The sequence below is a fragment of the Chthoniobacter flavus Ellin428 genome (assembly GCF_000173075.1).
Taxonomy (GTDB): domain Bacteria; phylum Verrucomicrobiota; class Verrucomicrobiia; order Chthoniobacterales; family Chthoniobacteraceae; genus Chthoniobacter; species Chthoniobacter flavus.
This window is the reverse complement of the sequence record NZ_ABVL01000030.1, coordinates 1-18,974: the sequence shown is the minus strand read 5'-3', so window position 1 is coordinate 18,974 and position 18,974 is coordinate 1. Positions and strand designations below refer to the sequence as shown.

General features: G+C 60.4%; 13 protein-coding genes and 1 pseudogene. All 14 read right to left on the bottom strand.

From position 1 onward, the window contains the following. Position 1: 1 nt before the first annotated feature. Positions 2-2,509 (bottom strand): nitrite reductase large subunit NirB, encoded by a 2,508-nt coding sequence (nirB, locus tag CFE428DRAFT_RS28475; RefSeq protein WP_006983173.1) that lies wholly within the window; start codon positions 2,507-2,509, stop codon positions 2-4. A 51-nt stretch (positions 2,510-2,560) separates the two neighbouring features. After that, on the bottom strand, positions 2,561-3,046 hold the full coding sequence (locus CFE428DRAFT_RS28470; RefSeq protein ID WP_006983172.1) for a QcrA and Rieske domain-containing protein: 486 nt from the start codon (positions 3,044-3,046) through the stop codon (positions 2,561-2,563). A 9-nt stretch (positions 3,047-3,055) separates the two neighbouring features. Next, positions 3,056-3,757: a 4Fe-4S dicluster domain-containing protein gene (locus CFE428DRAFT_RS28465; RefSeq protein WP_006983171.1), complete on the bottom strand. Its 702-nt coding sequence runs from the start codon at positions 3,755-3,757 to the stop codon at positions 3,056-3,058. Beyond that, entirely contained in the window at positions 3,754-5,973 is a 2,220-nt protein-coding gene (locus CFE428DRAFT_RS28460) for a molybdopterin oxidoreductase family protein (protein WP_006983170.1), read from the bottom strand. Before CFE428DRAFT_RS28460 ends, CFE428DRAFT_RS28465 begins: the two co-directional genes overlap by 4 nt. Positions 5,974-5,989: 16 nt before the next feature. Further along, a complete protein-coding gene (locus CFE428DRAFT_RS28455; RefSeq protein ID WP_006983169.1) occupies positions 5,990-7,069 on the bottom strand; it encodes a hypothetical protein in 1,080 nt (359 codons plus the stop codon). 740 nt (positions 7,070-7,809) lie between these two features. After that, entirely contained in the window at positions 7,810-9,507 is a 1,698-nt protein-coding gene (locus CFE428DRAFT_RS28450; protein WP_006983168.1) for an esterase/lipase family protein, read from the bottom strand. A gap of 220 nt (positions 9,508-9,727) precedes the next feature. Further along, entirely contained in the window at positions 9,728-11,347 is a 1,620-nt protein-coding gene (locus tag CFE428DRAFT_RS28445) for a patatin-like phospholipase family protein (protein WP_042725992.1), read from the bottom strand. An 85-nt stretch (positions 11,348-11,432) separates the two neighbouring features. After that, the gene (locus tag CFE428DRAFT_RS28440) at positions 11,433-13,586 is read right to left on the bottom strand and encodes a patatin-like phospholipase domain-containing protein (RefSeq protein WP_006983166.1); all 2,154 of its coding nucleotides are present in this window, start codon (positions 13,584-13,586) and stop codon (positions 11,433-11,435) included. Between the two features lie 324 nt (positions 13,587-13,910). Continuing rightward, positions 13,911-15,014, bottom strand: coding sequence for a hypothetical protein (locus CFE428DRAFT_RS28435; RefSeq protein ID WP_006983165.1), 1,104 nt, complete (start codon positions 15,012-15,014; stop codon positions 13,911-13,913). Between the two features lie 288 nt (positions 15,015-15,302). Continuing rightward, a complete protein-coding gene (locus CFE428DRAFT_RS34650; RefSeq protein ID WP_006983164.1) occupies positions 15,303-16,229 on the bottom strand; it encodes a class I SAM-dependent methyltransferase in 927 nt (308 codons plus the stop codon). A 96-nt stretch (positions 16,230-16,325) separates the two neighbouring features. Further along, positions 16,326-16,925 (bottom strand): sigma-70 family RNA polymerase sigma factor, encoded by a 600-nt coding sequence (locus CFE428DRAFT_RS28425; protein ID WP_157447664.1) that lies wholly within the window; start codon positions 16,923-16,925, stop codon positions 16,326-16,328. A gap of 176 nt (positions 16,926-17,101) precedes the next feature. Continuing rightward, a pseudogene (locus CFE428DRAFT_RS41430) lies at positions 17,102-17,290 on the bottom strand (helix-turn-helix domain-containing protein); the annotation flags it as partial. A 235-nt stretch (positions 17,291-17,525) separates the two neighbouring features. Then, entirely contained in the window at positions 17,526-17,708 is a 183-nt protein-coding gene (locus tag CFE428DRAFT_RS28420) for a hypothetical protein (RefSeq protein WP_006983161.1), read from the bottom strand. A gap of 33 nt (positions 17,709-17,741) precedes the next feature. Continuing rightward, positions 17,742-18,785 carry a transposase gene (locus CFE428DRAFT_RS34645; protein ID WP_006983160.1) on the bottom strand — a complete coding sequence of 348 codons (1,044 nt, stop codon included), beginning with the start codon at positions 18,783-18,785 and terminating at the stop codon, positions 17,742-17,744. Between the last annotated feature and the right edge of the window lie 189 nt (positions 18,786-18,974).

Genomic DNA, 18,974 nt, shown 5'->3' with positions numbered 1-18,974 from the left:
ATCAGCCGTTGTTCTCTGCGAGTTCCAGCGCGTGAGCCAGTTCAGGGCCGTTGAATTGGCCGGGATAGGCGGGCAACTCGGCTTCTTTCCACGGATCCTTGTAAGCATCCACGGCTTTTTGGATTTCCGCATCCAGACGCGCGCAAATGCCTTCGCTGTCTTCGACGAGAATCATCTTCAAGGGCTCGATGCCGATGCGCTCGACGAAGCCGTAGGTCCGTTCGAGGTACTTTCCGTGTTCGCGGTAATACTGCATGAACCGGCCCATGTATTTGAGCACATCCGCGTGGGTTGCGACGGTGCACAGCAGGTCGCCTTTGCGGACGCTGCCGCCAGCGGCACCGCCGATATAAATTTCCCATTTGCCGCCCTCAATGGCGACCGCGCCGAGATCCTTTACATAAGCCTCGGAGCAATTCCGCGGGCAGCCCGCAGTAGCCAGTTTCATTTTGTGCGGCGATTCGATTCCCTGGAAGCGGTGCTCGATTTCCTGGGCAAGCTTGATGGAATCCCCCACCCCGTAACGGCAGAAGTCCGTGCCGACGCAGCTCTTGCAAGTGCGGAACGCCTTCGTGTAGGCGTGCCCGCTGGGGATGCCGAGATCCTTCCACATCTTCGGCAGGTCGTCCTTTTTCACGCCGAGCAGGTCTAGGCGCTGGCCGCCGGTGAATTTCACCATCGGCACGTTGTATTTTTCCGCGACCTCGGCAATGCGGCGCAATTCCGCAGGCGATGTCACGCCGCCGTAGATGCGCGGAACCACTGAAAACGTGCCGTCCTTCTGAATGTTCGCGTGAACGCGATCGTTGACGAAGCGGGCGTCGCGCTCGTCGTCGTACTCTCCGGGCCAAAGCGTTTTCAGCAGCGAGGCGAGGCCGACTTTGCTGCCGGGATCTTCCTTGTCACCGGCCAGTTCGCGGAAAACGGCGCTGACCGACTTGAGGCCGCGCCTTTTGATCTCCGCGACGAGTTGCGCTTTTTCCAGCGGCACGCCGGGAACGTAATAATCTTCGGTCGGATCGTCGTCGACCTCGCCGGCGTAGGCCTCGATGAGTTGGGCGACGAGCACCTTGCACGAGCCGCAGCCCAACCCAGCTTTGGTGCAGGCGCCCACCTTGGAAACGGAATGACACTTGCCAATTACGATGGCCTCCTTGATCTCGCCCTTGCTGATGCCGTTGCAGTTACAAATCTGTGCATGGTCGGGAAGGTCAAACACGCTGAGGACGGGCATGCCGCTGGAAGTGCCGAACAGTAAATCCGCCCGGCGGGAAGGCACCGCGGCACCGGTCATGAACATTTGCATCAACACTCCCGCAGTGTCCGTTTCGCCCAGCAGAATCGCGCCGGCGATCTGATTTTCCCGGACGATCATCTTCTTATAAACGCCGCGCGATGGCTCGCTGTAAACGATCACTTCGTCATCCGGAAGCGATGGCTTGGTGTCGCCCATCGACGCCAGTTCCACGCCCATGACTTTGAGTTTGGTGCCGAGCCTCGATCCCAGATACTCGGCCTTCGGATTGAAGCCCGTAATCACATCGGCCAGGGTCTTCGCCTGATCCCAGATCGGATCGACCAGCCCATAGAGCTTGTGGCGATGTTCGACACACTCGCCGACGGCGAAAATATCGCGGTCGCTGGTGCGCATCTGGTCGTCGCACACGATGCCTTTGTTCACGGTGAGTCCCGACGCGGCCGCGATCTCCGTGATGGGCCGGATGCCGGCGCTCACCACGACCATGTCCGTCTCGAGGGTCGAACCATCCTTGAAGTCCAGGCGGCGGATGCGGCCATCGTCGTAGACGATTTTGGTCGTGATTTTCTCGCACATCACCTGAATGCCCATTCCCTCCATGGTGTCGCGCAACATCTTACCCGATTCGAAGTCGAGTTGGGCGATCATCAACTGCGGCGCGGCTTCGAGCACGGTGACTTCCACACCGTGGGTGAGCAGTCCGCGCGCCGCTTCCAACCCGAGCAACCCGCCACCGATGACCGCCGCCTCCTTGCAGGTCTTCGCGTAATTGGCAATCTGGTCACAATCGTCAAGGGTACGGAACAAGAACGTGCCGGGGCCGCCGAACCCCTCCATCGGCGGAACGAAAGGCCTCGAGCCGGTGGCGATGATGACGTGATCGTAAGGCTCCTCGATCAGCGCGGCGTCAGGAACTGCGGCTGCATCTGCCGCGTAAGCCAACGCGTCTTTCTCGAGCGGCGCGCCGATGACGACCTTGCGCTGCCGGTCGATGCGGGTGGCTCGGACACCGGCGTGAAGCTTGATGCCGTTGTCGCGATACCACGCGAGGGGATTCATGAAGATCTCCGACGCGGCCTGGCTGCCGTTGAGGACGTTGCTCAGCAGGATTCGGTTGTAATTGCCGTAAGGCTCGGCACCGAACATCACGATCTCGAACCGGTCGGACGCGCGCTTCAATATCTCTTCGACGACGCGGGCGCCGGCCATGCCGTTGCCCACGACTACCAGTTTGGTTTTGTTTTGGTTCATTTGGAGATCTCGGTCGGTTGCTAACTCGAGTTGCTTCGAGGTTCTGGAAAGTTATGCGCCGCGGATTGCCGGATTAACCCAGATTTCGCCGGCGCGGATTTCGACGGGATAGCTCGGCAGCGGGCGCGGCGGCGGTCCGGCGAGCACGCGACCATCTTCGGCGCTGAAGAATCCTTCGTGGCAGGGGCAGTAAAACTGCCGCTTCTCGTGCTGATAATTGACGGGGCACATGAGGTGCGTGCAACTCTGGCTGTAGGCGACGAACTGGTTTTCGCTGAGTCGCACGAGGATGCACGGCTGGTGCTCAGTCGGGTAGCGGAAGAGTTTGTAGCCGCCGACGGGCACCTCCTCGATGCGCCCCACGAGTTTGGGTTGCGTAGCGGCGGGCACGGGAAAGAGTTTGTCCCTGGCGAGCCAGCCTGCACCGACGGCGAGCGCCGAGCCGCAGGCGACTTTGCAAAACTGCCGGCGCGAGACTTCATGCTCGTCGGCCTGGCGGATGGGGAAGTTGGCTTTCCAGTGAGGTTGGTCGGACATCGTGTGTGATCAGTGGCAGGTGCAGTTCCCGGAGCAGCGCGGGCCAAGGCCGGCATCGTCCCAGACGGCAGCGCTCGCGGCGTCCGGTGCGCCGGGGCGGGAGAGTTCGAAGGGGTCGAAGTCCTTGCCTTCCCACGGGAGGAAATCCAGCACCTCGAAGGGAAGCGCCTTCACGTCCGGCGCGGTCATGATGTTGACCTTCGTGCGGACCGTCTGGCGGCCGAATTGGAATTCGTTCACGGGGGTTTCGCGGCGGAGATTTCCGATCGTTTCGCGCGGGCCGTAGTAGAGTGCACCGCTCGGGCAGACGGTTGCGCACATCGGCTTCTTCCCGACGCTCGTGCGGTCGTAACACATGTCACACTTCATCATCAGGTCGAGTTCGACCTTCATCTTCGGCACGCCGAAGGGGCACGCGATGACGCAGTTCGAGCACGCCACGCAGCGCGGTTTGGCGGCGCTGTGGACGATGCCGTGGTCATCCTGCTTGATCGCGTCCGCCGGGCAGACGCGCGCGCAAGTCGGGTCCTCGCAATGCATGCAGACCACTGGAGCGGTCTGCACGCCAGTCGCACGATGCACGTATTCCAGGTGAATCATCGATTGCCCGCGATGCGTGCCGCATTCCGCGCACGCTTGCACGCAAGCCTTGCAGCCGATGCAGCGCGAAGGATCGAGAAAGAATTCGTTGCCTTGGAACGCGGTATTCATTTGTTTTCCAACGAGACCGGTGGCCAAGCCGCGTTGGCCTTCGCCGGCGGGGCGGCGACTTTCTCCAGACGGCAGGCGCAGACTTTGAACTCGGGAATCTTCGAGATCGGGTCGAGCACGCGGTTTGTCACTTGGTTGGCAGCCTTCTTACCCGCCCAATGATAGGGGATGAAAATCGTGTCGGGCCGGATGGTCTGCACTACCAGCGCAGGCAGCGTGATCTCGCCACGGCGCGTGCTCACTTTCACCATGTCGCGATTTTCGATTCCGAGTTTGGTGGCGAGCAAGGGATGGATTTCGCAGAGCGGTTCAGGATACTGATCCACCAGTGCGCCAATGCGCCGCGTCTGCGTGCCGCTGAGGTATTGCGAGACTACGCGACCGGTGGTGAAAAAGATCGGGTACTCCACGTCCACGTCCTCGGCGGGAGGCCGATATTCGTAAGCGTGGAACTTCGCCTTGCCGTCGGGATGATGAAATTTTCCGCCCTCGAACAGGCGCGGCGTTCCGGGATGCTCGGGAGCTGGACACGGCCAGAAAATGCCCATGTTGTTTTCGATCTTCTCATAGGTCATCCCGCTGTAGTCGATCGGCCCGCCCTTCGACGCCGCCGCGAGTTCGTCGAAAATCTCCTCGGCCTTCGAATAATTGAACCACTTCTCTTTGCCCAGCCGCTTGGCGAGTTCGCGAATGATCCACCAGTCCACCCGGGCGTCAACGGGCGGGGGCACGGAGTTGCGCAGGCGCACGCAACGCCCCTCCCCGGTCGTGACCGTGCCTTCATCCTCCTCCTGCAGCGAGCCAGCCAGCACCACATCGGCGTAACGGGCCGTCTCACTGAGAAAGAAATCAATGCACGCGAAGAACTCGAGTTTCTCCAGCGCAGCCCGCGTGCGGTTCGAGTCGGGGATTGAGACGAGCGGGTTGATGCTGATCGAGAGCAGCCCCTTGATCTCACCGCGCTCGATGGCGTCGATGATTTCGCACGCGGTCAGACCCTGCTTCGGCAGCTCGGGTTCCGGGATTTTCCAGAAGTCCGCGATGAACTGCCGGTGCTCCGGCTTGTTGATGTCGCGTCCACCGGGGAGTTGATTGCAACGCTGGCCGTGTTCGCGGCCGCCCTGGCCGTTGCCCTGACCGGTGATGGTGCCATAGCCGCAGCCAGGTTTGCCGATGCGGCCGGTGGCGAGCACGAGGTTGATGTAGGTGAGAACGTTCTCGACCCCCTTGGTGTGGTGCTCGATGCCGCGCGCGTGCAGCAGCATCGACGTTTCCGCCGGACCCCACATCTCCGCCGCTTTGATGATGTTTTTCGCCGGGACGCCGGAAAGTTTCTCGGTCACCTCGGGGGTGTATTTTTTTACCAGTTCGCGGACTTTGTCGAAGTCGTGCGTATGCTCGGCGATGAACTTCTCGTCGGTCCAACCGCGCTCGATCATCACGTGCAGGATGCCATTGGCGAGCGCGCTGTCGCGGCCCGGACGCACCGGCAGGAAAAGATCGGCCGTGCGACCGATCGGCGTGATCCGGGGATCGATCACGATGATTTTCGCGCCGTTGTCGCGGGCCCGCCAGACATAGTCGGTGAGGATCGGGAAACACTCGGCGAGATTCGTGCCGGTGAGAATGATGGTTTTGGCGAGCAAAATGTCGCTCCACGGATTCGCCGCGCGGTCGACGCCGAAGGCCATGCGATTCGCCGCGCCGGCGCTGACCATGCAGAGACGCCCGTTGTAATCGATATTTGCGGTCTGGAGCGCAATGCGGGCGAACTTGCCGTTGAGATAGGCCTTTTCGTTCGTCATTGAGGCGCCGCCGAGGAAGGCGACGGCGTCCTTGCCGTGTTTGTCCTGAATTGCTTTGAGCGAATCCGCCGTCTTGTTGAGCGATTCATACCAGCCGGCTGCGCGAAAGCCGTCCTCAGTCCGGATGAGCGGCGAAAGTAGCCGGTCCGGGTGGTCATTCTGCATATAACGCAGGACGCCCTTCGGGCAGAGCTTGCCTTGGTTGACCGGAAATTCGTCCCACGGTTCGAACCCAATGACCTTATTGTATTTGACCTTGAGTTGAATGCCGCATTGCACGCCACAGAAGCAGCAATGGGTTTTCACGAGCTTGTCCGGCTCGCCGTCATGAAAATCGTAGGTTGGCGAGCGGTTCGGCGTCGGGCCGTAAAGCTCGATATATTGTTCCTCGGATAAAGTGAGTTTGGCCATGAAGGGAGGGATTGGGTCAGCGACCGATCGTCCTGCCTTGGTTGAGCGCCAGGAGGCCGCGACGGCAGGCAGGACAGATGTCCTGATAGTGGACTTCGCCTTGCGGACCGGAGAAACGGTAGTCGAAGCCGAGTTCATCAAGCACGGTCTTGAGATCGGCGACGTGCATCGCGCTCGTGTAATCCTCGCCGCAGCGACGGCAGTGCGCGCGGAGCCCGGTGGCGCCCACCCTTTTGTAACGGCTCACGCACAACGAGCACGTGCGCTGGAACATGTGGAAGAGTTTTCCGAACGGTATGTAGAGCAGCAGCGAGACGACGCTCACCATGTGCACGATCGCCCATATGGCGTGATCCCGGCCGGCCAGGAACTTGTAGCTCACCGTGAGCGCGAGTCCGGTCGCGGTGACTGCCAATATGAGGAGCAGCGGCACGATATCCTCAGCGAAGCTCTGCGTGGCGCGTTCGCCGGGATCGGTCAGGCGCCGGAAAGCGGCCAGGACAAGGCCGACGAGCACGAGCAACGCGGAGATGTTCAGCAGGTTGAACATCACGAATGCCTTGAAGCTGTGAACGCTAAAGCTGTCGACGTTCACACCGAATGCCGCCACGCGATACATCTCCGCGTTGTCCGCGAACGACTCAAAATGAATCCAGCCGAACACCAGCGGAAACGTGATGGCAAAGGCCAGCGTGCAGCCACCCGAGAGGCACAGGTGCATGATCCAACGGAGCCCGCCGCGCCGCCGGATGAACTCCTGCGCGACGAAATTTCGGGCCAGCGCATAGCCGAGCGTGCCTGCACCATGGGGCAGCGGCATTGATTGGCGCGGCGCTTTCTCCGCCAGCGCCGCCGCACCGGCGGGCCGGAAGACCAACTCGAGACCACGCTTGAAATACATGCGCGCCGGCGGCCGCTGCGCCCAGATCAGGAACCGATACCCAACTGCGAACGCCGCCATGAGCGCGCCGATCGCGTAGCCGGTCAGAGCGGGATCAAAATCCCGAAGCCCGTGGGAGCCGAGGAAAATCGCTGCGGCCGACCCAAGCGTCAGCACCATGCCGGCGATGGCCGCACTGCGGTTGGGCAGTCTCATCAAAACAGTCTGTGTCGCTCCGTTATTCCCGATTGCTGGAAATCGCCTCGAGCGCGTTGAGGTCATGCCATCCGGTGATTTGACGGGGAGGTTTGGCATTGGAACGCAGCGAGCAGCGTAGGGAAGTGCCCGGCGCGTTTGAGATCGGCAAATTTCATCACGCGGCCGTATAGCTTCCGTCATGCCAAATGCAACGGCTCCGCTGCATCGAAATTCATCATTGTGCTAATGACAATGATGAACAGAATTCATAATCTACACTGGAGGCTCATAGAATGAAGATGTACAGCCGCATTTTGTGGGATGGTCGTCGTCGAGGAAAAAATCCCGAAGGTTTAAAGCCCTGATGACGGTTTTCTCGAATGCCGCGCGACGGGTGTGGCCTATGGCTTCTTTTAGCCACGAAAATTGGACAAATCGCCGCATGCGGCCGTTCGCGACGGTCCGCGAAATCGACGAGGCAGATGGCGGATGGCAGAAAGTTGAGAGTTGATAGTCCGCCGCTTGGCCGCTCTTGTGTCCGCTCCGCGGTGTTTTGATACGCGGGGAGAGCGGGGGGGCGGATGGCAAATGGCAGAGAGCAGAGGAGGCTGTCATGTCGCGGGCGTCACGCCCGCGCGCCAGCCATTTGCCGGATCATTTCATTGCCCGGACGTTTGCTCCGGAAAAGCCGTGGCGAAATCAACGATGGACCAAAACTCATCATCGCCACTCCGCAACCACCAATTGTCTTTCATAAGTCATTGGGAGACCACGCTGGCGTTTGGTTTCGCCGGTGCCACCGCCGTTCCCGTCTTTTGCAGGTGTTCCAGCAAGATCCGCCGCACCTCGGCGATCCCTTGGGGACTGCGGTTGGACCAATGGTCGCTGGGCACAATCACTTCGCTTTGCGCGCCGTCGAGGTGACTGCTCCAGTACGGCACGATGCCGTCGGAGCTTTGCGGCTCGGTCTTGTCCAGATGGCCGCCCTTTCCCCGGTCGCCGATGATCGAATGATACGGGATGCCTTTGGCGAGAGGGATCTTGTCGATCGTGGTCACGAAGCGGTTATTGGGATCCAGTGCATCGATGCTGTTCGGCGCGCGTTTGAGCTTCTTGCCGTCCGTGGCCCGGGGTTTTGACAGCATGGCGAGTTCTTTTCCGACTCCGGTTAAATCGGCAGGGGCGCCGATGATACTCTCCCCCAGACGGCCGAGGAATCCAGTCGCGAGGTACGCGCCGCGGAGGGAAGCGGAGACATAGATGACCCGGGAGATATCCGTGCGGTGGTGGAAAATGAGGGTCTTGGTCAGGAGCATGCGGGCCTCCGGCGAAAGAGGCGTCTTGTCCGGCGGGGTATCAAAAAAGGAATTCCAAATGGCCAGGCCGCTATCCGTCATCAACTCCCGCGCGATCATTCCGCCCATGCTATGGCCGATGACGACAATCGGCTTGTGATCGGGATAACGGGCATCGATCGCATCCATCTTGTCGCGGAGGATGGCCGCCATGAGAGGGTAAGGGTATCCGGTCGGATAACTAAAGAACCAAATCTGGTAATGCTGCCGAATGGTCGGGTCTCCGCGCAGCGCCTCGATCATGGGCGCCCAGGTGGCTTGCGAATCTCCGAGACCGTGAATGACGAGGATGGGAATCTTCTTCGGGTCGTACGGTTGCAATCTCGCCAGACGGGTCGATTCCAGGAAATCCTTGGGCTTCAAAAAGTGCTGGATCTCCTTGCCCCGCGGCTTCAACTCGGCGAGCGCCAGACCGATCGGTGCCGTGAAATCCGCCGCGACCGGATAGGTGTGATTGCCAAACTTCACAGTTTCCGTTGCCAGCGGATCGAGGTAGTAGGCGATGCAATTCCGGCCCTGGAAGTGGAGCGTTTCAGTGACTCCGTAATAGACCGTCTTACCCATGATGAACGGGTCGAACTTCGTCGGGTCGAAGCCTTGGCTGGCGATGATCATCGGCGCGCCCAGCCCCTCTTTGATCGTCCGATCCTTGACCAGCTTGCCTTTGAACTGGAAGCGGTCGGCGGGAATAATGCGGTAGTGCGACGGATCGTGCTCCGGCTTTCCATCCGTAACGACGGAGAAACTCCACTCTCCGCTGGCCCCTGGGCATTTCACCGGAGCTTTCCACGGTTCCAAACCCGACTCGTGAAGCACCTCGAACAGCCGGCCCACCGCATAGTTGTAATCCTTGAGAGCCTGCGCATCCGCGGGATTTGTCTCCAGGACGGCCGCAGCCGCCGACGCCGCGTCGATGTAGCGCCCCATCTGCGGCTCGTATGGTTTCACCGAATGCCGGAGCGCCTTGGTAATCAAATGACCGGCGGTAGTGGTCGAATGATAGCCTGGCCGTCTCTCGCTGACGGAGGAATAGTTCTCACAACTGGTCGTCGCGAGGGCTAGACAAACTGCGGCAAGGCAAAGACGGAAACTCGTTTTCATGGACGCAATGGATGGAGACTGTGGCAAAAAAGTAAGTGTCCGTCGATGAAATGGAGGCGCGGGGAAAAGGCAGCGAATTACCCCGATCCTCAAATCCTTAATCCTTAATTTTCAATCCTTGATCCTTAATCCTGACGCTGGAGGGATTAACGATTAACGATTAACGATTAACGATTAACGATTAACGATTAACGATTAACGATTAACGATTGAGAATGGCTCAGCCGCCGCGTGCCTGGTGTGTTTTTCTGCGCCCGCAGGCGAGGTAGATCTTGTGCAATTCGTCGCCGAGTTCTTCGCCTTCACCGCAGGCGGAACTCCGGGGATGGAACGGGCAGACGGGGCGCTGGCCGGTCTCGGGATTCGCGCGGCGGAACCAGCAGGCGCCCTCCTCCTGCTCGGCCGCGGAGAGTTCGGCGGGACCATAGCGGAGCGCTCCGTGGTCTGCTGTGCTGGACCGTTCCGGGAGTTGGTCCAGGGCGATTCCCCGGCCTCTCGCCCAGTTTCTCAGCAAATCGACATTGATGGCGTGAGCGGTGTTCTCGGGATCGAAATGATCGGCCACCGCGCAGATCGTGGAGGCGCATCCGTGAGCGATGCTTTCCGTCTGCCTCTTGCGACTGAACCCGAGCATCGGATGGAAGGCGAAGGTACCACAAAGCCACTGAGGTTTCACCGCGAGCACGTCCAGGTTCAGCGGAAGATCGGGCGAAGAAACATCAGGGTCACCCTCGGCGGCGCGCTGTTTAATGATGCGCCGAATATCGCGCTGACCGCGCTGGAATTTGTCGATCTTGCCATTGTAACGCAGTTGCTTTGCCCGGGCGCTAATCTCGGTCCAGCAGAGCTTTTCGAGATCCTCTTTCCCGCTCCAGTCCGCCTTCTCCGGTTCGAGCGTCGCGGTCAGAATGAGATGGGGAACCTCGGGGCGGCGTTCATAGCGTGAAGCGGAGTCCTTGCCCCAAAGATACTCGACCACGGCGCCAAGGGGGAGATTGTCCATGATCCCGCCATCCGCGTACTGTGCGACATGGTCGGGGCGTCGATAGACCTCCCAGGACCAGCGTGGACGGAAGACCATTGGGAAGGCGCTTCCGGCGAGCAAGCTTTGCGTGAACCGCGGGTCCCAAGGGCTGGTGTGCCGGAGGATCTCGAGCCGGCCGTCGGTGAAATTCGTCGTGGTGCCGATGAGGGGAAAACCAAAGTGATCGAGACGGGCGCCCGGGTCGGTTTTCCGGTCGAAAACAAAGCCGTCGATGAGCTGTTGCAGCGGTTCGGGGCCAAGCAATTCCAGCCCGACCCCATAGCGATCGACCATTTCCTGGATGAGCCTCTTGATCTGTTTGGCCGCCGCCTGCCAGTGGCCCGCCCGGATAATCTGCGCGAGCTGCAGCATCTCAAAAGGGCTGAGATGAAACAACCGCTCCACCCCGGAAAAAACCCGGCGGGCACGACGGCCAAAGGTGAACGTGCTGTCTTTCTCGTAGCGCCGGAAAACCAGATCCAGATCCCGCGGTGAGAAATTGGCCGCCGCCGCGCGAATCGAAAATCGACGGATGAAATCCGCAAATCGATCGGTGAGCACGAATCGGTCGATGGTGAGGAAAGTCGCGGCAAGGCGCCGGGTCTGGCGCTGTCGGTCCACGAGCTCCTGCCCGGCCGGTCTTTCAAAAACCCGGCCGGTCAACGCCCCGATAATGGTCCCGACAGAAGCGCCCGCCACCACGTCCGGCTGGATGCCCAGTTCGCTCATGGCATTGCTGAATCCCACTTGAAAGACTCCACGGAAAACACCACCGCTGAAGAGGAAGACGACCGCGGGGCCTTTCTTGACCTCCACGGGTTTCGGGTCCGAACGGAATGGGGTCGGTGTGCTCCGCGGCAGTCGCACATGTTGTCGAAACTCCTCCTCCTGGCCTCCTTTTTCACCAGCTCGCTGGTGACGGGTGATGCAGCAGCGGCAAACCTCGGAAATCCCCGGCCCTGGATGGGGATGGGCCGCATCCACGGGATCGCCTCCCCGGGAGTGGTTTCATTCCACCCCACGCGGCGATCAATTTCCGGCAGGAGACGTATTCCCTCCCATCGGACCCGGTGACGGTGTTCGCGGACTTTCGCAGGCTCTCGACCGCCTCCCGAAGGGCGGACGTGTTGCTTTCGTCACGATGCGGCCACTCGTCGGGCATCTCTTCATCGGGCTCCAGAAAAAACCGCCGCTCCTCCAGCGTCCGCGTGTCTGGCAAGGCATCGGTCACCAGACGCTCCATCATCGCCCGGCAACCATCGGCCACGGCGGAGTCGATGAGCTTGCGTCGTTCGCCGGCCGATCCCGCATGCATCAGGCGCAGGCCGAGATCCGGCAAATTGTCGGGGGCCACCAGGCGGACCTTGGTCGGAAGAAAGGTCTCGGGTTCGCAGTTTTCATCGCAAATCGTCGCGGGCCTCCCATTGAGCACCCGGTTGATGCGATCAATCAGGCCCTTGTCCGCCAGCATGTCCTGAAAGCGCAGCAGCCGCTTGGCCCGGAGCATAACTTCCACCAGGCCGGCATAGGGCTCCCTCCGCTCGGAATCCTTGTCTTGTCTTAAAGGCAAAAGCGGCACCGAAATGATGCGCAGACGATCCCGCCGAGGTTCCGCAGGATTGCTCGGAATTTTGCAGGCCTCCTCGAATAGCGGGACAATCGGATCATTCGAAACGCTGGTCCCATCAATGAAAGTCGTCGATTCCGCACCGTTCTTGACGGTTTGTGCACGGAAAAATGGCACGGCGGCACAGGCGCACATCAGGGCATCGACAATGGATGTTCCCGCGGGAATGGCCTCCAGCTTGCCGGTGCGCAAATTGGCCGCCAGCGGCACCACTCGTATGCCGCGCTGGCGTGGGACGTCGTGGGCGTAGGCCTTGAGCGGCTTTTTGTTCGCGCATCCGCCCGGCAGGGGCTTCTCCTGTTTCAAGGCCCGGCGGACATTGGCATCAAACCGAAACTCGCCGTAGTACGATGGGTCGAAGTTTTGCACCAGTGCCTCCTTTAACGCGTAGGAGTCTCCCAGCTCGGCAAAGATCTGGTAGTGCTTCAGCAGGTCGCCAAAAGCGGTTTTCCGGCTCAAGAGGGAAAGCCACGCTACGAGCGCAACCACACAGATGAGCACGAGCAAAAACAGCACCCCTCCGTCGATCGACACATGCGGGATCAGTGGAATGGCGGACCACGCCGAGAGCGCCAGGAAGAGCAGCGCGGGCACGATCGCCAGGAGCAACAGCAGAGGGACCACTCCCAGGAAGAGCCGGCTGGCATAATCCCAAAACTGGCGAAGCAAAAACCAGCGATCGAACATGATGTCCCCGGCTTCCACTCCCTTGGACTGCGCGCGCCCATTGACTCCCAGGATCGCGCTCAGCCCCACCTTGACCAGCAGGCTGGTGGGCATGCTGAGGGAAAGAATGTTTCGGGCAACAATCCACCACAGCCGGACCACCAGACGACTGCGGATGAACCAACGCCGGCTCCAGGGCGCTTCGCTGACGGCGCGCCACCCCATCAGCACGCGGCTCAATTGCGCGAATACTTTCACACTGACTCGCAGCCGGATGAGACGATTGAACAGGCGGATCAAGCCCGTCCGCCCGGCCACGGATTCCTGGCGGCTGTCGCGCTCCTCCTTGAAATGGCGCGGCAACTCCACCGGCTTGAGCGCGTGAGCGGCGTTCGTTTCCAGCGGGTCTGGAAAGAAGCTCTTGAGGACCGTGGAAGGCGCGTTGCGAAACCCTTCGAGCAACTCGTTGAAACGCGCCACCCGCACTTCCTCGTCGTCCTCGACCGACGCTCCCACTCCCGCGCTGGCGTGAAAAACCTCGGCCAGGGCCGCGGCGGTGATCGCGCCTACGGAAATGCCGGCGACCATGTCCGGCGCCTTGCGCCGCGTGACCAGGAGCGCATGGATCACGCCCATCTGCAGCACGGTGTCCAGGCCCGCACCCGGGAATGAGACTACCCGGTAAATCCCCGGAGTTGTGGAACTGGCATCCGCCGCTGACGGAGCCGGCTTCGCTTCTGGCGGGTTTGGCGCTGTTACCATGGTGGTTGAGGGAAAACCTCAATGCGTCCCGAGGCTAATCCCCAATGGCCCGGGCTGGCAAATTCTAAACCCACCAACGCCGCCACCCCCTCAGCATTACCCACATCTTTTTGAAACTCTGTGCCAAGAGAAGAAGAGCCTGCGAATCACGCGGATGACACGAATGGAACCCTTCCCCATTCGCGTTATCTGCCTGATTCGCGGGCTTCTCCGCTGCCTTTCCGAGATGCGGGTCATACTTTTGTAAGGCATCGTGGAAGTGCCGCCGAAAGCCAATCCGACGCACTCGAATTTCGCCCGGAGAGCTTCAAAATGGCGCGTCGCTTACGACGCTGCCTTTTCGTAAACCTCAATGTCGTAGATGTTCCCGGATCCCACCAGGCGCGACTCCCGAAAATGCGCGGCGGCCAGCAGCGCGGACAGATTCTCCCGAGTTCGGTAATCGAACCTCCGGCCAAACAGCTCCAGAATGCGCGTGCTGGGGTCGGGTCGGAAGGTATTGACGATGAGGGACGCGGAATCCGTGGTCATGGCGTCCAGCTTCGTGGCAAAAATCGGCGCCGACGCCGACTCCTCGGGTTGCTTGAGACGGTAACAGCGCTCCGTCGTGTCGCAGGTGAAGCCTTGCAGATATTCCAGAATGCCCACCGCCGTCACCACGTCGTACTTCGGCTGAACGGCCAATTCTTCCGCCGATTCCGCAAAGATGTCCTCGCTTCTCGCGGAGATTCCACCCTCGGATTCCGCGCTGGGAGCGCGGCCACGGGTCGACTCCAGCTTGGTCAGGATCCGCCTGGCCTTGGCGATGCTGGCCTCGTCCCGGTCGGTGATTTCGAAAATCATTCGTGCTGGATCACACCCATCCCGGATCAGCCGGTCATAGACAATGATCGTGCTCAAGCCGGTGCCCGCGGCCAACGCTTTCACCCGAACGACCCCGCCCTTTTGCAGACGGCTTTTGACCACCTCATAGGTCGCCTGCGTCTCCCAGGCGAATCGAAGTTGCACATCCCTGCTCTGCACCGAATCCATAAAGATCCGATCCCAGGCATCGCTGGCCTTCCGGATCTCGGGTGAAATCAGCATGTACGGGCCGTTCATCGGATCGCCGCCCTCGACGAGCGACTCGTGTTCTTCGCGCGATGAGTCCAGCAGAGCCCGGGCATACGGATGCCCCGTGCGTTCCAGGATCGGGTTGTGGTGGGCGCCCCCGCAGTATTTTTCGGCATCGCCCTTCCGGCGCGTCGTGGTCCATTTCAGAACCCGGTAGCTGAACTTTGCCAGGGCCCTCTTGGCCGGGCCTGCCGGTTTGAAATGTCCGCCAACGAAAATCGCGCGGCTGAGGCTGGCGATGATCGCTTCGGAAAGGGCGTGATCGCCGTCCGAATAGAGGGCCGCCACCGCATCCATGGGCCTGATCTGTTTCATCTCGTCGGAAGGGCTTGAGCCTCGAAGTCGGCAACAATGGACAGATCCCCTTGAACGCAAAAGCCGCCAACAGCGGTTGTTTGCAACTGAGAACCTTCTTCTCTTGTCGGATAGACGTCCACAGGGATGTTCACGAGAGATACTGCCTTTCCAGACGGAGCGCACGCCAATAAATGGCAAAAAAGCAACTGCAAGGTGGCGGCGTGCACTGAGGCGAGCCGTTGCGCTTCCACTTCCTTTTCCCGTAGCGGGAATCCTTGCCGGGGTTCCCGCAGCTTATTGCCCCAATCAGGGCCTGGATTCGGAAGTCTGCATCCGTGCGACCATGGCGCCCACAGCTCCGTTCCATATCGGGAGCAAAATCGCGGACTGGAAGTTTCGTTGCTGCAGCACCCGTTCGATATTTTGCCAATCCGGTGCGGTCGCGTCCGTGCCGAATTTGTGAAAGAGAGTAACGATCGAAAGTTTGGCAGCAACCGTTCGGGGCGGTTGCATATCGATGATGACGATGCGTCCGTTAGGGCGGACAACGCGGCACATTTCCTTGATGGCACCGGTTTGCACGGAGGCGGGCAAATGGTGGAGCACCATGGTGCAGAAAACGACGTCGAACGACCTGCCAGGAAACGGAATCTGGTCGGCAGATCCCTGCACAAATTGAGTTTCGGAAATCAACTCCTTTGCCTTGTGCCGGGCATGCGCGAGCATCTCCGACGAAGGCTCCACGCCATGCAGCAGGCTGCCGGAACCCATCTGTCTGGCGGCTTCGATCAACAACGAGCCTGTGCCGCACCCCACATCCAGCACGGTTTCACCCGGCTGCAATTCCGCTATCTGGAGGATACTGGTTCTAAAACGGCGTTCATTGCCGAAGGTGTGCGCCCGCATCAGCCAATCGTAGAGCCGGGGCCGGTGCAGCACCTTGCTGTGTTCGGACGGATGCGGGTGTGCGTGCGGATGTTTTCGAGTTTGTGCGGCGGACTCGGGATGCAGTGGGCGCAGGCGCGACACCATCCATGCCACCGCCCCCAGGATCACCCCATGCCCAAGCACCAGCAATACTGCGGCCGGCACCCACCAGTGGGCAAAGTGACTGGCGCGCAGATGGAGCGAAACACCCACTCCGAGAAGAATCAGCAACAATGCCAGGAGAATGCGGTGAATGGATTTCGATTTGGCGAATTCAGCGCGTGAACAGGACTTGGACGTGCACATGAGCGGTAGCTTTTTGTTCGGTGAATTTGGTATGGCCGCCACGAGCGCACCGAAGACGCTCGTCTGGCTCGGTAAAAAAAGGGCAATCCGCGGCGATCACTCCCGCGACCGGGTTTTTCGTTCCGCTCGCATTTGCTGGAGAATCTTTTTTGCCTCTTCCGGCGGTGGAATGAGCCCGTTCGGACAGGGGGAATGCCTCCCAAAGCAGCGGAATTCTCGCTGACAAAAGTCGAGCAGTAGTTCCTTCAATTTCTCGCGCCCTCGCTGCACCCGTGACTTGGCCGCGGAAAGGGAAATTCCCAACCGCTTGGCGAGCTGTGCTTGAGTCAGACCGTCCAGTTCTGCGAGCACGATGACCTCGCGGTATGGCTCCGGCAAACTATCGATGAGCTGCTGGAAGGCGGCATGCAGTTCGGCGATTTCGAGGGTCTGCGGCGGCTCCGCGGCCAGCGACTCGGTTACTTCTGATGTCGGCTTGCGCGAGCGGTAGTGATCGATTACGGCGTTGCGCGCCACGAGAAAGAGCCAGCCCTGCACCTTCGCCGGATCGCGAAACTCGTCACAACGCACCTGGTACTTCGCGAATACCTCGTGCAAAATGTCCTCCGCAACCGTTGGGTCATTCACTCTGCCGCGAATGAACTGGCCGAGTCGCCCGGAAAATTCATTCCAGATTTGTTCAGCCGAGATTTTCATTGCGTCATGGGACTCACGTTTCACCGGCACGGAGTCACAGTCGAGGCGAGTCCCGGCGGCCGTTTCCGATCCCGATTGGCGCGTATTTTGTAGTTCGTTCATGGCGACGAACGGCCAGGCAAAGCAAGCCGCTCATCAGAAATGACGAATGAGAGGAGAAAAAGACGCAGGGAAAATCAACGATTACCTGAAGCTTGCGGGGGCGGCCGAATGTCGTTCCTCGTGCGCCAGGCTCCAGGCGCGACACCCATCTCGCGGGCGAATGCGCGGGAAAAGGTAGGCTCGGACTCATAGCCGACAGTCTCGGCGATTTGGGCAATGGTTTCGGAAGATTCGCGCAGGCGCTGGCCGGCCAGCAGCATGCGCCATCGCGTGAGGTCTCGTCACATCACACTTACAGAACCTCCAGGGATCATCTTCCGAAACTGCCCACTTAGCGCCCACCCCAAAAACTGAATTGTCGTAAGTAGCTGAGTATATATTTTTAGGATTAGCGACGTAGGGGACGTGGCGGCAATCCCGGATGCGCTGGCAGCCTTTGAGGCTGGCAGGCAAACGAACTTGCGCCGCACACGCGTGGAGGGCTGTCCGTCGAGTTGGTCAGGGCTTGTCTATGGCCACGAGCATGCGGAAGCCGTTCATCATGAGCGCTTCGGTCGGGCGACGGACGGCGGAACGGCAGTTCCCGCCGACGGCGGCGTTCGCGGTGTAGGCGCCGCCGCGGACGACATGGTTTTTGGGATCACCATCCTTCGGCCCGGTCGGATCCGTGGCGTCTTCCAAGTAGGGGAAATAGGGAAATAGAGGAAATAGGGGTCAGGCGACATTTTTTGACAGGTCGACCCAGCGCCGCAATGGTTTGGGCAAAGGAGGTGGTTCTCTGCGGTGACGGCGGATTTGCTGGCTGGCATTGGCGGGGCTGCGCAGATTCAATTCGGTGGCCAGCCAGGACAGGCTCACCGTAGTGCGTTCCCAGATGACGCTCGCGATGGCTACTTTGCGAGCATCGCTGCCGGGCAAGCGGGCCAGTTCTGCCGCGCCCAGTCCGGCCGCAGCCAACCCGGTGGAGAGCAAGCGTCGCGCTTCCTGTTCGCCGTGCGCTCGTTTCTCCAAACTGGCCTTCGCGCTGCGATGGCGCGGCTGGCGCAAGAGTTTGTCTCCCCATTGCAATATCCGCTCCGCAAACGCTTCGCTGCCCCAATACCAGCCCCGGCGCAAGTCGCTGCACCGCGCATCCCGGTCCGCTTCCGCCGTGGGCACTCCGCATCGCTCGCGCTCTTCGCTTTCCGCACGTTTGTCGAGACGCTCCACCCAGCGACGGCGGCCGGCCACGCTATCGGCAAAGCCAAAGGCGGCCAACGCCTCTTTGCTGGCCAGCCAGCCAGGCCGCTGCCTGGGGGCCAGAGCGTGACCACCGGCCACGCTGCTCCAAGAATAATCCAGGACGCTCTGTCCAGCCAGGACCTTGATCAGCCCCGCCCGAACCGGATTGAGCTGCACATAGTCGAGCAGCGTCTCGTAATAATATCCAGCCCCCTCGACTATCACCGCTTTGTATCGATCTCCAAACAGACGGCCCCACAGGTGGTGCCGGGTATTAAAGCGCCGCGTATAGGTATTTTGCAGCCATTGCATCCCGGCCACCAAATTGGGCTCCGGCGTTTCCAGCACAAGATGGTAGTGGTTGCTCATCAGCACCCAAGCATGCACCCGCCAACCCGTCTGCCCACAGGCTTCGCCCAGGGTTTTGAGGAAAAAGCGCCGGTCGTCATCATCCCGATAAATCGCCTCCCGACGATTTCCCCGGGCCATCACGTGGTAAAACGCTCCGGGATACTGGATTCGAATGCTTCGCGCCATCCCACGACCTTACCGAAGGATCGTAAGCGGTATCCGTGGCTCCATGCGGATTTGGTTGACGACGCAATCGATCGGCGGGCTCGCGTAGATTGCATAGCTTCACGCTATGCAACTTATGATGCGGCCTTGAGGTCGGGCGCTTGGCGCTGGGCCTTGGCCCAAGCCTGCGGGGTGATGCTGGGAACCTCG

Coding starts and splice junctions, on each gene's coding strand:
- nirB (WP_006983173.1), bottom strand. CDS start 2,509: ATGAACCAAAACAAAACCAAACTGGTAGTCGTGGGCAACGGCATGGCC.
- CFE428DRAFT_RS28470 (WP_006983172.1), bottom strand. CDS start 3,046: ATGTCCGACCAACCTCACTGGAAAGCCAACTTCCCCATCCGCCAGGCC.
- CFE428DRAFT_RS28465 (WP_006983171.1), bottom strand. CDS start 3,757: ATGAATACCGCGTTCCAAGGCAACGAATTCTTTCTCGATCCTTCGCGC.
- CFE428DRAFT_RS28460 (WP_006983170.1), bottom strand. CDS start 5,973: ATGGCCAAACTCACTTTATCCGAGGAACAATATATCGAGCTTTACGGC.
- CFE428DRAFT_RS28455 (WP_006983169.1), bottom strand. CDS start 7,069: ATGAGACTGCCCAACCGCAGTGCGGCCATCGCCGGCATGGTGCTGACG.
- CFE428DRAFT_RS28450 (WP_006983168.1), bottom strand. CDS start 9,507: ATGAAAACGAGTTTCCGTCTTTGCCTTGCCGCAGTTTGTCTAGCCCTC.
- CFE428DRAFT_RS28440 (WP_006983166.1), bottom strand. CDS start 13,586: ATGGTAACAGCGCCAAACCCGCCAGAAGCGAAGCCGGCTCCGTCAGCG.
- CFE428DRAFT_RS28435 (WP_006983165.1), bottom strand. CDS start 15,014: ATGAAACAGATCAGGCCCATGGATGCGGTGGCGGCCCTCTATTCGGAC.
- CFE428DRAFT_RS34650 (WP_006983164.1), bottom strand. CDS start 16,229: ATGTGCACGTCCAAGTCCTGTTCACGCGCTGAATTCGCCAAATCGAAA.
- CFE428DRAFT_RS28425 (WP_157447664.1), bottom strand. CDS start 16,925: ATGAAAATCTCGGCTGAACAAATCTGGAATGAATTTTCCGGGCGACTC.
- CFE428DRAFT_RS34645 (WP_006983160.1), bottom strand. CDS start 18,785: ATGGCGCGAAGCATTCGAATCCAGTATCCCGGAGCGTTTTACCACGTG.